The sequence below is a fragment of the Plantactinospora sp. ZYX-F-223 genome (assembly GCF_039649625.1).
Taxonomy (GTDB): domain Bacteria; phylum Actinomycetota; class Actinomycetes; order Mycobacteriales; family Micromonosporaceae; genus Plantactinospora.
Genome location: NZ_JBDJAV010000095.1, coordinates 1 through 14,311, shown reverse-complemented (window position 1 = coordinate 14,311; position 14,311 = coordinate 1). Strand labels below are relative to the sequence as shown.

The 14,311-nt window shown below is 68.1% G+C and carries 13 protein-coding genes and 1 pseudogene; 7 read left to right on the top strand and 7 right to left on the bottom strand.

The window, feature by feature from the left end; genetic code table 11:
* Positions 1–326: 326 nt before the first annotated feature.
* Entirely contained in the window at positions 327–788 is a 462-nt protein-coding gene (locus tag AAH979_RS41500) for a hypothetical protein (protein WP_346263604.1), read from the bottom strand.
* Positions 789–2,027: 1,239 nt separating this feature from the next.
* Between AAH979_RS41500 and AAH979_RS41495 the strand changes: the two genes are divergently transcribed.
* Positions 2,028–2,288 carry a hypothetical protein gene (locus tag AAH979_RS41495; protein ID WP_346263603.1) on the top strand — a complete coding sequence of 87 codons (261 nt, stop codon included), beginning with the start codon at positions 2,028–2,030 and terminating at the stop codon, positions 2,286–2,288.
* A 109-nt stretch (positions 2,289–2,397) separates the two neighbouring features.
* On the opposite strand, the gene AAH979_RS41490 is transcribed toward AAH979_RS41495, so the two are convergent.
* The gene (locus AAH979_RS41490) at positions 2,398–3,342 is read right to left on the bottom strand and encodes a zinc-binding alcohol dehydrogenase family protein (protein WP_346263602.1); all 945 of its coding nucleotides are present in this window, start codon (positions 3,340–3,342) and stop codon (positions 2,398–2,400) included.
* 2 nt (positions 3,343–3,344) lie between these two features.
* Entirely contained in the window at positions 3,345–4,016 is a 672-nt protein-coding gene (locus AAH979_RS41485; protein WP_346263601.1) for an NAD(P)-binding domain-containing protein, read from the bottom strand.
* 78 nt (positions 4,017–4,094) lie between these two features.
* Here AAH979_RS41485 and AAH979_RS41480 point away from each other — a divergent pair, with 78 nt between their 5' ends.
* A complete protein-coding gene (locus AAH979_RS41480; RefSeq protein WP_346263600.1) occupies positions 4,095–5,027 on the top strand; it encodes an AraC family transcriptional regulator in 933 nt (310 codons plus the stop codon).
* A gap of 315 nt (positions 5,028–5,342) precedes the next feature.
* Here the strand turns inward: AAH979_RS41480 and AAH979_RS41475 are convergent, their stop codons facing one another.
* Complete coding sequence (locus AAH979_RS41475; RefSeq protein WP_346263599.1) at positions 5,343–6,245, bottom strand: SDR family oxidoreductase; 903 nt, start codon at positions 6,243–6,245, stop codon at positions 5,343–5,345.
* 96 nt (positions 6,246–6,341) lie between these two features.
* Here AAH979_RS41475 and AAH979_RS41470 point away from each other — a divergent pair, with 96 nt between their 5' ends.
* Complete coding sequence (locus tag AAH979_RS41470; protein WP_346263598.1) at positions 6,342–7,001, top strand: TetR family transcriptional regulator; 660 nt, start codon at positions 6,342–6,344, stop codon at positions 6,999–7,001.
* Positions 7,002–7,730: 729 nt separating this feature from the next.
* Here the strand turns inward: AAH979_RS41470 and AAH979_RS41465 are convergent.
* Positions 7,731–8,082: pseudogene (locus tag AAH979_RS41465) on the bottom strand (transposase); the annotation flags it as partial.
* A gap of 124 nt (positions 8,083–8,206) precedes the next feature.
* A complete protein-coding gene (locus AAH979_RS41460; RefSeq protein ID WP_178063181.1) occupies positions 8,207–8,545 on the bottom strand; it encodes a helix-turn-helix domain-containing protein in 339 nt (112 codons plus the stop codon).
* A gap of 119 nt (positions 8,546–8,664) precedes the next feature.
* On the opposite strand from AAH979_RS41460, the gene AAH979_RS41455 reads away from it, so the two are divergent.
* From AAH979_RS41455 to AAH979_RS41440, 4 genes are all read left to right on the top strand, one after another.
* Positions 8,665–9,363: an alpha/beta hydrolase family protein gene (locus tag AAH979_RS41455; RefSeq protein ID WP_346263597.1), complete on the top strand. Its 699-nt coding sequence runs from the start codon at positions 8,665–8,667 to the stop codon at positions 9,361–9,363.
* A gap of 755 nt (positions 9,364–10,118) precedes the next feature.
* A complete protein-coding gene (locus tag AAH979_RS41450; protein ID WP_346263596.1) occupies positions 10,119–11,498 on the top strand; it encodes an IS1380 family transposase in 1,380 nt (459 codons plus the stop codon).
* Between the two features lie 308 nt (positions 11,499–11,806).
* A complete protein-coding gene (locus tag AAH979_RS41445; RefSeq protein WP_346263595.1) occupies positions 11,807–12,286 on the top strand; it encodes a hypothetical protein in 480 nt (159 codons plus the stop codon).
* Between the two features lie 238 nt (positions 12,287–12,524).
* Positions 12,525–12,944, top strand: a complete 420-nt coding sequence (locus tag AAH979_RS41440; protein ID WP_346263605.1) for a transposase family protein — start codon at positions 12,525–12,527, stop codon at positions 12,942–12,944.
* A gap of 93 nt (positions 12,945–13,037) precedes the next feature.
* Here the strand turns inward: AAH979_RS41440 and AAH979_RS41435 are convergent.
* Positions 13,038–14,311, bottom strand: a 1,274-nt coding sequence (locus AAH979_RS41435) for an alpha/beta hydrolase family protein (protein WP_346263594.1), incomplete at its 5' end; no start/stop codon positions are given.

The window sequence follows — 14,311 nt, the reverse complement described above, 5'->3', positions numbered from 1 at the left end:
ACGAGTTCGCGCGCCTGGCAAGGGACGAATGCTGAACTCCGGCACCGGACTGCAACACGGCTATACCCCTCGTGGCCATCTCAAGCACTGATCGATCTACATGAGCGGGATGGCCGTGACGCCCTGTCTTCCTCGCCCCGTGATCACGTGCGCGGATCTGCCGCAAATGGCGCGTTCCAGCCAGTGGAGAGCGGTCACGCTCGGTATCCGGCTTAAACCGACCACGTACCCGCATGCCAATGATCACATCGTGGAGAGCTCCCGGAACCCGCTTTCGCGGAGTCTGGCCGCTGAGCCGCCGGGCAAGGTGGGACCACGTCCCGGGCTCAGACTGGTCGTACAGCGAAGGCGATCTCTAGGTACGGCAGGGCGTCGCGAGGTATAGCCGCCGTGAGTACGGTGTGCGTGTCAAGGTCTACACCCAACCCGTACACGTGGGGGTCGGTGTCGACACGGCAGCCGTTCCGGGCAACCCCGTCAACCAGGACCGGGATACGCGGCTCGACACACCGTTCGTCCATCGGATTGTCGAGCTCGCAAGGCAGGCCGTCGCCCGTGACCCGAGTCTGCCGGAACTGGTTGATGAGGATGTGGTTCACGTGTGCGACCAGCAAGGTCTCGACGGTGTCGAACGCGCCCGGCTCGCGGCTCCACTGAGTACGGACGCATTCCCAGAGCATCGGGTAGCGCATCCGCCGGACCTGCTCCACGAGCCCGGGTGGGCGGGGCCAGGAAGGCTCTACCTCCAGCGCGCGGCCTCGCCGCTCGTCCAACTCTGCCAGGTTCACCGGGTCATCGGGCTCGTCGGGGTTGCGCCACAGCCCGTAGCTGATGCTCGCCTCGCACGACTCCAGGACCCCATTACGCGTTCCCAGCCCACGCCGATCGCACCCCAGTCCTCCAAATGAGGCTGGGGTACGAGGCCAACGATTGGCATCGGCATACGCCGCGCCTGTTCACGTACCCGAAGGCGCGGATCCGGCTCGTGTTCGCCGACGACACCCGCAAACCGCACACCACCAGTCTGCAAACACCCGCCGCCATGTCAACTCGGCATTGAGCATCGCGAGTCCTAATCGGTTGACGTCACCAGGTCTCGCCGCGGTCACCACCGTCATCGACTGCTCGACACCCTCAGCACAGACCCGCCGGCGTGACTACCACCTCCGCGATCTTGGCGCCCGGATCTGCCGCGATCCGCGCGCCGACCCGACTCTGTTAGTAACTTAGCGTGAGCGGCCGATGTGGGCTACCGGGCTGGCTGGCCGACGACGGAGCCGAAGTGCAAACATCCCGGCGCCTGTGTACGTCTGGCGTACCTGGCTCTGCATTGGAACCCGTACGCCGACACGAGTAGGCCTTGTACCTTGGGGTCGCCGCGTCTCAGCGCTCGCGCCGAGATGCGTGTCAGGGCAGGTTGTCCGGACGCTTGTCTGAGGCGCGTCGCTGGCTGCGGCGGTCCTGGAGGTCCGCAGCCGTCGCAGCCGGCCTGGCTTGTCCGGCGATCGGACCACGGGGTGAGGAAGAGGGTAGTGGTCGGCCGGACCCCGGCCAGGACGCCGTGGACACGGCCGAACTGCACCATCGCCTCGTCGCACGAGCGGATCCGAGCCTGCATTCGCCCGACGAGCACATGGTCGCGGGAGCCTCGGTAGCGTGCGAGCGTCGCGGCAACCCGCTCGGCCGCAGTCATCGCGACGAGTACCGAACCGGCTGCTTCTACCGGATTCGGCTCCCACCGGGCTTCCCGCCCCGAGAACGTGGCGCTGTCGGCGATGCCCCACGGCAGACCGTGAACCATGCCCGAAGGCAGCCGGTACACGGCCGGGAGATAGCCAAACGCTTGTGCCACCAGGTCCGTCGCCCTAGTGGACAGCGGTTCTTCGAGGCTGCCCGCACAAATCCGGACACCCTTGATGCGGCCGTCCGGGCTCCCACCCACGACTTCGATCCGCGCCCGCTCGACCAGAGCTGTCAACTGGTCTCGTTGCGCCTCGATAGCGGCTTCCGGGGAGGCCATATATGCGTTGCCGGGAACGTCGCTCGCGTGCTGCCTGGATTTGCCGTCGCTGCGCATCGGCTACTCAACCCCGTTCGTGACGCTCCTCCTGCGCGTGCACGGCAATAGCAAGACCGAACGGGACGCCCTCGCCCGCCGCCGCGAGTTCGACCAGATCACCACCGTCCTCGTCGCCGAAGCGGCCGCCGAGGGTGACCTCCGCGCGGACATCGCCCCCGGCGTGACGACCCGGCTGCTGTTCGGCATGGTCAACTCGGTCATCGAGTGATACGGGCCGCAGGGCGGTCTTGGCGCGGCGGAGTTCGCCGACATTGTGGTGGTGGTGGCGGTGGCGGTGGCGGTGGCGTTCGACGGTCTGCGCGTGCGCCGGTAGCCGTTCAGTTCGGTGTGAACACGATGCGCTTGCTGCTGTCGACCGGCCGCGACCAGGCGCGTTCGACGTCGCTGAGCGCGATGGGGTCGGGCTCCACGGCGAACGTGCCACGCGCGATCTCCGCGGCCACGGTGGGGATCTCGGCCGCCATCTCGGCGGCGGTCAGCGATCCCTGTCCGCTGCCGACGAGCTGCAGCCGGGACGACCGGAGCACTCCGGCAGGCAGCGTGGCCTGCGCGCCGGCCATCTCGCCGAGGTTGAACCACGTCAGCGGCCGGAGGAGGTCGGTGCGTCCGGCGACCAAGGCGGCCATCGCGGTCTCGGCCGGTTCACCCCAAAGGAAGTCGAGCACCACGTCGACCTCGGCACCGAGCCGTCCGATCGTCTCCGGGTCGCCGGTCAGGGCGGTCGCGGTGGCGCGGGGGATCGCGGCGAGGCGCTCGGGGTCGCGCCCGGCGGCGATCACCTGACCGGCGCCGAGCAGCCGGCACACCTGCACCGCCATCCGCCCGGTGCCGCCGGTGGCGCCGAGGACCAGGACGTTCTGCCCGCGCTCGAAGGTGATCCGCCGCGTGAGCGCGAGCCAGGACGCGATCGCGCAGTTCAGCGTCGCGGCCACCGGCACCGGATCCGAGCCGTCGGGCAGGACGAAGGCACGCCGGGTGTCGATCACCGCGCGTTCGGCAAGCGAACCGTAGCGGCCGCCGAGAGACATGAAGTACCAGAGCCTGCCGTCGCTGCCACGCCCCACACCGTCGATGCCCGGCACGACGGGCAGGCTGTCGCGCGAACTGGTGTAGTGCGACCCGACGGCCTGCATGCGAACGCGGGGGTGTAATCCGGCCGCCAGCACGTCGACCACGATTTCGTGCTCGTCCGCCGGCTGTGGCTCGTCGAGCTCCAGGTACCGCGGCGCGGTGCCGAACGCGGTGACCACAGCTGCTTTCATCGTCACTTCACCTCGTCGAGAAGGGCGGCGAGCTCGGCGACGCCCGCTGGGCGGCCGGGGGCGGTGAACATGCCGTCCGGGTCCAGGTACGCGAGCTGCGCCGGGGTGCCGGGCGCGAAGCGACGGCTTTCGGCGAGCAGGCCCACGTCGTAGGTGTCATAACCGAGTGAGTCGATCAGGCCGGCGACCACGGTCTTGGCCGCGGCGTCGTCACCCGCGATGGGCACCGCACTGCGGTCGGGCGCTCCGGCCGGGCGGGCCAGCTCGGGCAGGTGCTTGAAGTACACGGTGCTGAACGCCTTGACGACGGACGAGGCCTTCAGGTGCGTCTGAAGCAGCAGATGGGACGGAGTGTCACCGTTCTCGATCTCCGGGACGCTGCCCTGGCGGGCCGGGTCGTAGTTGAGCGTGTCGATGACGACCTTGCCGCGCAACGGCTCGGCCGGCACCTGGCGGTAGGCCCGCACGGGGATGGTCACCACGATGACGTCACCCGCGGCCGCGGCCTCGGCCGGAGTCGCCGCGCGAGCCCGCGATCCCAGCTGTGCGACGAGGTCCCGCAAGGCCTCCGGCCCTTTGCCGTTGCTCAGGACGACGTCATGTCCGGCGCCGACGGCCAGTTGCGCGAGTGCACTGCCGATCCTTCCACTACCGATGAAGCCGATCGTTGTCATGATCCGAATCTAAACGGATCAGAGCGGACGACCTATGCTTAGAAGAACGCGTTTTGTTCGCGATCGTCCGGAGGCCTGATGGACCCGCTGAGCGAGGTGCTCTCACTGCTGAAGCCGCGCAGCTACCTCACGGCCGGGTTCGAGGCCGGCGGCCCCTGGGCGCTCGAGCTCGACGACCTGGCCGGCCGGATCAAGTGCTACGCCGTCGTCCGGGGCTCCTGCTGGCTGACGCTCGAAGGCGGCGAACCGGTGCGGGTCCGGGAGGGTACGTGCTTCGTGCTGCCCACCGGCCGCACGGCCGTCATCGGCAGCGACCCGAACGTCGAACCGGCGCGAGCGTCGGACGTGCTCGATCCCGACCGCAGCGGCCAGGTCGTCACCTACAACGGCGGCGGGGACGTCTACCTGGTCGGCAGCCGCTTCGAGGTCGCCAGCCCGCACGCCGAGGTGCTCCTGCGCACCCTGCCACCGCTCATGCTGGTCGAGACCCTCGGCGACCGCACCCGGCTGCGCTGGTCCATCGACCTGATGATGGAGGAGTTCCGCGAGGCGCGGCCGGGCTCGGACCTGATGGCCCAGCACCTGGCCCACATGATGCTGGTCCAGGCCCTGCGCCTGTACCTGTCCATCCGCTCCGGCGACGAGATCGGCTGGTTCGCCGCCCTCGCGGACCCGCAGATGAGCGCGGCCCTTGCCGCGGTGCACGCCGACCCTGCCCACCCGTGGACCGTGCAGGAGCTTGCCGCGCTCGTCGGCATGTCCCGCACCACCTTCGCCGAGCGCTTCCGCGCCCGCGCCGGCGAGACACCGATCGCCTACCTGACCCGTTGGCGCATGATGCTCGCCGGCGAGAAACTCCGGCACAGCGACGACACCATCGCCCGGATCGCGAGTTCTCTCGGCTACGTGTCCGAGCACGCCTTCAACACCGCCTTCAAGCGCGTCATGGGTATACCGCCCCGGCGTTACGCCCGTTCCACGGCAAGCGGAACCACGGCGAGCACCAGATAGGCGGTTTGGCGCGGTTGCGGAGTTCATGAAGACATCTCCCGACTCGATTCATCTGGTGCCGAACGCACTGCCCGTCTTGTCGGGATGATCTCGGCCCCTGTTTACGTACCGTGACTTGAAGTTTCAACCGTCACTCGTAAGGCTTGACGCGACGTTACTGTTTTGTTTGTTTTGCACCAAAATGGTGGCGCTGCGTGCCTGCAATCACGGTTGCGCTTGCCGCCGCTCGTGTCGATATGGGTCGCCCGATCGTGTGATTTCCAGACGTGGATCGATGGCCTTTTCCGTCCTACGCGGGACCTTCGACTCTGCGAATCAGACGGATGTTCCGGTGAGGCGCTCGGCCTCGGCCCACAACCGCGCGGCGGCCTCCTTGTCTCGCGCGCGCCGGGGCACCCGGACGGGCCTGGTCGGCCCGACGAGGGCCCAGCGGGGTCCGTAGTAACCGCCCTGAACGGCGCCGGGGTCGGCCGCGGCGTACAGGAGCGGCTCGGTGCCCTGGACGGCGTCCTGCGAGGGGACGACTCGGTAGCCGATGGACTCGAGCAGGCCGGGGCGGCCGCCGTTGAGGTGCGGGCCGGCGGTCGTCAGGTTGGTGCGGGTGTAGCCGGGGTGCGCGCCGACCGACAGCAACGGCCAGCCGCGCTCGGTCGCGAGGTCGGCCAGGTGCACCGTCATCAACAGGTCGGCGAGCTTGGTCTGGGCGTAGGCGCGCATCGGGCTGTACCGCCGGCTCGACTGCAGGTCGGCGAAGTTGATCCGGCCGCCGGTCGCGGCGCCGCTGCTCATGGTGACGACCCTGGGCGCGGGAGCCTTGAGCAGCAACGGCAGCAGTCGGGCGGTGAGGGCGAACGGACCGAGGAAGTTGCTGGCCAGCTGGAGTTCGAAGCCGTCCACCGTCTCCGCGCGCGCGGGCACGTTCATCACGCCGGCGTTGTTCACCAGCACGTCCACCGGCCTGCCGTCCGCGACGAGCCCGTCGGCGAACTCGCGCACCGAGGCCTGGTCGGCGAGGTCGAGCCGGTGAACCTCCAGGATGGCGCCGGAGTGCGCGGCGAGGATTTCCGCCTTCGCCTGCTCGCCCTTGGCCTTGGTGCGCACCGCGAGGACCACGTCGGCTCCGGCCCCGGCGAGCCGTTTAGCTGCCTCCTTGCCGGTGCCGCTGTTCGCACCGGTGACGACGATGCGCTTGCCGTGCTGGTCAGGAACCTCGTACATGGCGAACCCCTTTGCGTACCGGTGGTCTGTTATCAACCCAAGGTAACGTACCGCCGGTCTGTTAATAAAGTACCGCCAGTCTGTAACATGAGACACGTGACCTTCCAGCGAGCGCGCACCGACGAGCAGCGCACCGAGCGGCGGCGGCAGATCCTCGACGCCGCGGCCGCGATGCTCGCGAAGATGCCGGTGGCCGAGCTGAGCCTCACCGCGCTGAGCCGCCGGGTGTGCCTGGCCAAGGCGAACGTGCTGCGCTACTTCGACTCGCGCGAGGCGGTGCTGCTGGAACTGTTGGAGGCGCAGATGGCGGAGTGCATCACGGAGCTGGAATCCGCTCCCGCACCGGACGGCTCCGCGCGGGAGCGTGGCGACCGGCTGGCCGACCTCTTCGCAGTCTCACTGGCCGCGCGGCCGATGCTGTGCGACCTGATCGCCTCTCAGGCGACCGTGCTGGAGCGCAACATCTCGGTGGAGACGGCGATCCGGCACAAGCGGAAGATCCGGGAGTCGCTGCGGGCCCTGGTCCGGCTGGTCCTCCGGTACCTGCCCGAGCTCGGCGACGAGGACGCGAGCGCCCTGCTGCAGACCGTCATGCTGACAGCGGTGGCGGCGTGGCCGGCGAGCCGGCCTCCGCAGGCGTTGCTCGCCGCCTACGAGGCGGACCCGAGCCTGGCCACCATGTGCATCGACTTCGCCGACGCGGTGCGGCGGAGTGGTGAGGTGACCGCGGCCGGACTGCTCGCGCGCCAGCAATAGAGCTACTTCAGATGAAACCGGGCAGGGGATCCTCAAGCCTGCCTATCGGCTTCTGACAGGCTTTCCGCCAGCAGGAAGAGACAAACGGTGGCCGAGCGACGTGATCGTGCGTTGCCCGATCGCGGCGACTCCGTCATAAGTCGAGTCAGACCGAACGCGAACCAACCCATGCCCTTCGAGAACTGCCAGAACACCATCAAGGACCGCCGCCAACTCAGGCAGAGCACGTGCGAGTTGCTCCCGGTCCCACCCACGCGGGGCCTTGCCCGGCTCTGTCCATACCTCCTCAGGCGCAATGGCTGTACAGCGAGATGTTGTAGAGCGGCGACGTGTACCGCATCAACACCTGTGACTGCGGCAGCGATCGCAACCGCCTCGGCCGTGGATCCGCCGTCCCGCAGTCCCTCTGCGAGCACACGAGCGAGAGCCGTGATCTTCTGCTCCAGCGGAGTGCGCGTGGCAGCTTGTTCGAACGTTCGCGCCGCTCGAGCTTATCGGCGATCTCGTGCTCGTGCGAGAACCCGGTGCGACAGCTTCAGCGCCGGCCCGCTCGCTCCCAGGAGCGTTGCAGCGACAGGATTTGCGCCCACCGCGATGCTCGCAGACGTTGCCATCAAGCCGTAGCTCACATCTAGGGCCTGTATAGAAGTTAGTCAAAGCCATTCTTTGATCGCGGCGACGTGGACGGTGGCCTCGTAGCGGACGGCGAGTTTGATGCCCCTATGGATGTCAAGCGGTCGATGGCGCGCTCGTATGCTGTGGTGTCTGGGCGATGAGTTCGTAGAGCTCGCGTGCGACGTAGCGTTTCAGACAGCGGACCGCTTCGCGTCTGGTTTTGCCTTTGCTGAGGCGGCGGTCGATGTAGGCGCGGGTGCGCAGGTCCCAGCGAAGTCGCGCAATGACGATCACGTAGAGGGCTGAGTTGGCTTGGCGATCCGCGCCGCGGTTGAGCCGGCGTCGTTGGGTCTTGCCGGAGGACATCTCAATGGGGCTGACTCCGCAGAGGGCCGCGAAGGACGCCTCGCTGGTGAGCCGTTGCGGGTTGTCGCCGCCGGCCAGGAGCAGAGCTGCTGCGGTGTCGGGCCGACGCCGTAACGCTGCAGCAGCTCGGGTGTGTGTGGGCGTTGATCGCCTCGGTGATCCGCTGGTTGAGGTCCTCGATCTCGTGGGTGAGTTCGATGATCCGGCGAGCCAGCAGGCGCAGGTTACCGGTTGTCGTATGCCGCACGGGCGGCGTCGATGTGGGGAAGGTGCGTGATGCTCCACTCGAGCAGCGGCGCGGTGGCCTCGCGCAGGGTCCGGCCCATCGTGGTCAGCTCGTAGCTGACGTGCGGCGGCATCACCTCGCGGACCGTGCGCGTCAGAATTCCGTCGCGCTCGAGGTCGCGCAGCGTCACGGTAAGCATGCGCTGGCTGATGCCGTCGATGGCCCGCTTGAGCTCGGTGAAGCGCTGCGGCCCGTCCTTGAGCATGCGCACGATCAGCAGCGCCCACTTATCCCCGACGATGCCGAGGACTTCGCGGGCCTGACACGGGTCCTGCACTGGTTACCTCCTGAGAACCGGGGCACCGAAATGTGCCGTATTGCCGGGGGCGCGTCGCGGGGATCACGATGGTTCCGGTTACCCAACGGTACCGAGGCACGAGGAGGAACCAAACGGCCATGGCCACATTTCTACTGGTACACGGCGCCTGGCACAGCGGGCGGAGCTGGGACCGGATCGTCCCGCTCCTGGAGTCGGCTGGGCACCGGGTGCTCGCGCCGTCGCTGACCGGCTACGGCGACAAGGCACACCTGCTGGGCCCCGAGGTCGGGCTCAGCACCCACATTGACGATATCGTCGGCCAGATCGAAGATGAGCGTCTCGACGACGTCGTGCTCGTCGGGCACAGCTACTCCGGGATGGTCATATCGGGAGTTGCCAACCGGGCCCCGCAGCGGATCGCGCACCTGGTGTTCCTCGACGCGATGGTCCCCGAAGACGGCGAAACCGCGGTCGACGTCCTTCCGGTCACCAAGCAGCTCATCGACGTCGCCGTGGACGGCTGGCGGGTTCCGCCGATGCCGGAGCAGCCGCCGCCGATCGGCTTGTTCGGGGTCACCGATCCCGACGACGTCGCCTGGTTACGCTCGATGCTGTCGGACCACCCGGTGCGGTCCCTCCAAGAGCCGGTCCGGCTGGACAACCCGGCCGCGCGCACGATCCCACGCACACACATCCACTGCGTCAAGGGTCGGCCGGCGGGCATCACCGGGCGTCCCGTCCCAGCAGGCGACCGGGTACGGGAGCTACCGACCGGCCACGACTGCATGATCACCATGCCTGTCGAGCTCGCCCGGCTGCTGCTCGAGGCGGTCTAGCGTGTCCGCCCGGTCGCTGCGGCTTGAGCTCGAACATCCGCCAGATCCGCCCGATCGTGGACGTGGATGAACCAGTGCGTTCGACCATCGGCCTACGCGACCAATGCGTCGCGTAGGCCGGAGTCTGAGCTAGTACGGCAGCCGCCGTTTGGGATCTTGCTGTTCGGGTGGGGTGAACGCGAGACGGCCACCGCGTGATCGTCTGTGCGTTGTGGACACGACATCAGATCTTGCGGTGGCCGCGTGCCACAGCGTAGCCGTCGTCCGGTGGGAACGGGTGCTGGCCGGCGTGCTGGGGTGCTTCGCGGGCCGGTTCGGACGGGTGGAGCCGCGTCGTGCAGCGGCGGAGTTCGTGACCGGGCCGCTGGCTGTCGCCGGCGGCCAGGAGCAGAGCTGCTGCGGTGTCGGGGCCGACGCCGTGACGCTGCAGCAGCTCGGGTGTGTGTGGGCGTTGATGGCCTCGGTGATCCGCTGGTTGAGGTCCTCGACCTCGTGGGTGAGTTCGATGATCCGGCGAGCCAGCAGACGCAGGGTGTAGGCGGCGGCTGCAGCCGGTGTTTCCGGCTGGCCCGGGTTCAGGTCGGCGCATCGGCGGATGAGCTTGGGGTTACTAAGAACTCCTAACCCGGGTGATTCATGGTGATCATCAATTCGTGGGGTCTTCCGGCGTGTAGATAGACGGAAGTGCCTCTCTGACAGGGGAAACTTGTGATTGCGACATCTACAAGGTTCTCTACCTGGGAGGCACTTCCGCGGTGAAGTTTACGGCGTGGTCGAAGGATCTGCGGGTCACCGCGGACGGAACGGGTGTGGTGTCGCACGTCGGTGCGGCGCTGCTGCGGATGCTGGCTGACCGGTCCGGGCTGACCGGGGCGTTGTCGGGCGGGCTGGCCCGCCGGGGGCGGTGGCCGGTCCACGATCGCGGCCGGGTGCTGGTGGATCTCGCGGTGATGATCGCCGACGGTGGCGAGGCGATCTGCGACATCGACGTGCTGCGCCACCAGCACGAGGTGTTCGGGTCGGTCGCGTCCGATACCACGGTGTGGCGGGCACTCGATGAGATCGGCGCCGCTCAGCTGCGGCGGATTGCGGTGGCCAGGGCGAGGGTCCGGGCTCGGATGTGGCAGCTGTTCGGCGGGGCGCCGGCAGCCCGGGCGGCGGGCCGCGACATCGGCGCGGGCGTGGTCGTGCTGGACGTGGACTCCACGATCGTGCTCGCCCACTCGGACAAGGACGGCGCCGCGGCGACCTACAAACACACGTACGGCTTCCACCCCATTCTCGTGACCTGCGACAACACCGGCGAGATGCTCGCGGTGAAGCTGCGGCCGGGAAACGCCGGCGCGAACACCGCCACCGACCACGTCGAAGTCCTCGCCGACGCGATCGCACAGATCCCGGTGTCCCATCGGCGGCATCTGCTCGTGCGAGGTGACAGTGCCGCGGCTACCCACAAGGTCCTCGACTGGCTCACCAACCTGAACACCACGCGCCGGCGAGTGGAGTACTCGATCGGCTGGTCGATCGGTGAGCCGGAACGCGCCGCCATCACCGCACTACCCGCGACCGCCTGGACACCGGCGCTGGCCGCCGACGGCGGCATCCGCGAGGGCGCCCAGGTCGCGGAGTTGACCGGGCTGCTCACCCTGACCAGCTGGCCACAAGGTGCGCGGGTCATCGTCCGCCGTGAACGCCCGCACCCCGGCGCGCAGTTGTGCCTGTTCGAGGAACGTGACGGCTGGCGCTACACCGCGATCGTCACGAACACCCAGGCCGGCGCCCTGCAGTGGCTCGAAGCCCGACACCGCGCCCACGCCCGCGTCGAGGACCGGATCCGCTGCGCCAAAGACACCGGCCTGCGCCGGCTACCGTCCCGCGAGTTCACCATCAACCAGGCCTGGTGTGTTGCCGCCGCGATCGCCGCGGACCTCATCTGCTGGCTGCAACTGCACGCCCTGGACGGTGACCTCGCCACCGCCGAGCCGAAACGGCTGCGCTACCGGCTGCTGCACACCGCCGCCCGCATCGTCCACGGACAGCGCCGCCGCCGGGTGCGCATCCCGGCCACCTGGCCTTGGGCAGAACAGATCACCGCCGCGTTCACCCGGATCACGGCGATCCCCGCACCCGGCTGACCCCGGGCCAGCCCCGACCCACCGGCCGGAGAACCCAGGAGACCACGCCCACCGCCGCGACAGACGGCCCACCACCACGCCCAGCCCACCAAACAATCGACACCACTCGATCAGACCGGCTGGGCCGGCAGCACCGCCGCTACACGCGAATCATCGAGGCTAGGCGACACCGGACCACAGGATCACCTGTCGCCACGGCTAGGAGCTTTGAAACACGACCTGATGCTCCTCGATTACGGCGACCAGTTCACTGACGCCGTGAAACCAGCGCTCGCTGTATGCTCGTACCTCTGCACGGCGGAGGTGAGATGCGCGGCGCAGTCGGCGATTACGCGAGCAAGCGGCTGGGTCATCAGGTACGCGTGGAGCGTCTGGGCAACAAGACGATTCATACCTACGTTACCTTTCCCATTCCGGTCCGCAGGCCGGCTCATGGCGCCAGCGTGTCGGAGCTGAGCTGCGGCAAATGCGGTACGCGTTTGCGTGTTCGAGTCCGCAATGCCGCAGGTACGAGATGGGCGCGCAGGGTATGGCTGGCCGCGGCTGTGCCCAGCCTCCTCCTCACGGCCGCCGCCATCTTCGTGTTTGTCCAGTTCGACCGTCCGCCTCCGGACAACAGGCCCTACGTCACGCCGCTGTGGGTCGAGCTGTCCTTCATACCGGCCGGTCTCGGGATCGCCGCGTTCCTGCTCTGTGTCTTCATGTGGTGGCACACAGACGGAGTCAGGTTGATGTCCAATCGCGGCTGGGAACACCAGCTGGTCTATGCCAAACGCAGGAAGGGCTGAGCTGGTGGATCAGCTCGCCCCGGACCGGTCGGCCAACACCGGTGGGCCGGGTTCGAGGCTCTGGCGGCGGCGTTCGGGGTGGATCGGTCGACCGTGACCCGTGCCATCGGGCAGGTCCGGCCGTTGCTGGCCCGTCGCGGGTTCGCCCGCCCGGGCGGGGTACGACTGCGTACCTTGGCGGATGTGTTCGCTTACGCCGCCGGGGAGGGTGTGACGCTGCGACTGGACGCCACTCCAGATTCGGGTCCGCCGGCCTCGGGTTGGGCGTTCGGGCAGGAAGGCGTTCGTGTCCGGGAAGGCCAGACAGAACACGATCAAGGCCACCGTGGTGTCCGACGAGTATGGGGTGACGCTGTGGTGTGGCGGCCACCGACCGGGCCGGATGCACGACAGCACCGCTGCCCGCATCGAGGGCATCGATGCGCTGTTGGACGCCTACCCACGGGTGAGGGTCCTGGGCGACTCGGGCTACCAAGGGCTGGCCAGGACCCATGCCGGCCAGGGCACCGCCCCGCCGCTGAAGCTGCGCCCCCCGGTGCGCCATCGGCTCGGCAGGTTCAGTGGGAAGCCGAGCGCAAGCAGCGGTCGTCACAATAGTCACAACCCGGACCCGCCACCAGGAAGCCTAAAACAAAGTCGCCATGATCCCTTGACCTAGAGGGAAACCAGATGAGCGCGTGGCGGGCAGGAGCCCTCGGCCACGAGCCGAGGGACTTCTGCTCACGGACTCGACCATCCTGGTCGGCTGTTGTCAGTGTCGGCCGCTGTCGAGGGCAGCCAGCAGGATCGGCAGTGAGTGGTGCAGCTCCCGTTCCCAGTACGGCGGCTGGTGAGTTCCCTGATAGAAGTGTGTGGTGACGGGGACTTCCCGTTTCCGCATCTCGGCCGCGAGTGATTTGTTGAGGACCCGGTCGAACGCCTCCGTCTGCTGGTCGAACGGGGTGGTGTTCGGCCCGTCCAGCGGGCCGAGTTCTCCGTCGCCGCAGGTAAGGAAAATCGGGGTGTGCCGCAGTCGACCGGCGAGGTGGTATGGGTCGTGTCGTTGCCAGTTCGCGCGCTGCGCGAGCGGGTCGCCCCACAGGCCGAGATACTCCGGGGCCTCCTGGAACGCGGTGCGCCACGAGTCGACCGAGTCCGGATGCAAGAGGTGGACCGGGCCGCTGTAGCTGGCCACCGCGCGGAACATGCCCGGGCGGTGTGCCGCGTAGACGAGCGCGCCGTATCCACCCATCGACGATCCCGCCACGGCGCGACGGGTGCCCGCCCCGTAGTCGCGTTCCAGCGTGGTGCGTACCTCGTCGAGGTGGAACGTCTCCCATGCTGGCGCCCCGTACCGCCCGCCGTTCCACCAGTTGGTGTAGTACCCGCCGGGGGATCCGCCGTCTGGCATCACCACCAACACGTTGCGCAGCATCGGAAGGGTCTCGACATCGCTGTACGTTGTCCAGTCCTCATGCGTGCCGAACATGCCGTGCAGCAGGTAGAGCACCGGCCATCGATCGCCGGCGCGGCGCTCATCCCACCCGTCCGGCGTGAGCAGCCGCACCGTTGCCGGGGCGCCCAGTGCAGCCGAATCGATCGTCAGGTCGACTAAGCGTTCGCCGATCCGCTCCTCGGAGACAACCGCTGACGTCGAGCCGGGTGACGCGACGGCGACGCCGGTCGACGCAGAACCGATCGCTGCCACCACCGGCAGCAACAACAGACTCGCCGCTAGCCGAGTACCAGTTCGTATCATGGCGCAAGCATCATTCACCGCGTGGTCAGGCACATCGGGGCATGACCCGTACCGGACCCTACACTCGCTATGAAGGCGGGTCAGGGAAATCGTGTACTGGTCCGCGACTGCTGCTGTTCCGCCCGCGCCCCGGCTTCCCAAGTCGTTCCACCACTCCGACACTCTCGACTCGGCATGATCCAGTGTGCTCTTCTCGGCTACTTGTTTCATTGACCTGCGACCGTGGCCCGGCCAGGCTTCGGTCGAGGCGCCCGGGCTGTCGCTCTCATTTCGGCTGCCCACGCTGA

Coding starts and splice junctions, on each gene's coding strand:
- AAH979_RS41490 (WP_346263602.1), bottom strand. CDS start 3,342: ATGAAAGCAGCTGTGGTCACCGCGTTCGGCACCGCGCCGCGGTACCTG.
- AAH979_RS41485 (WP_346263601.1), bottom strand. CDS start 4,016: ATGACAACGATCGGCTTCATCGGTAGTGGAAGGATCGGCAGTGCACTC.
- AAH979_RS41480 (WP_346263600.1), top strand. CDS start 4,095: ATGGACCCGCTGAGCGAGGTGCTCTCACTGCTGAAGCCGCGCAGCTAC.
- AAH979_RS41475 (WP_346263599.1), bottom strand. CDS start 6,245: ATGTACGAGGTTCCTGACCAGCACGGCAAGCGCATCGTCGTCACCGGT.
- AAH979_RS41455 (WP_346263597.1), top strand. CDS start 8,665: ATGGCCACATTTCTACTGGTACACGGCGCCTGGCACAGCGGGCGGAGC.
- AAH979_RS41445 (WP_346263595.1), top strand. CDS start 11,807: ATGCGCGGCGCAGTCGGCGATTACGCGAGCAAGCGGCTGGGTCATCAG.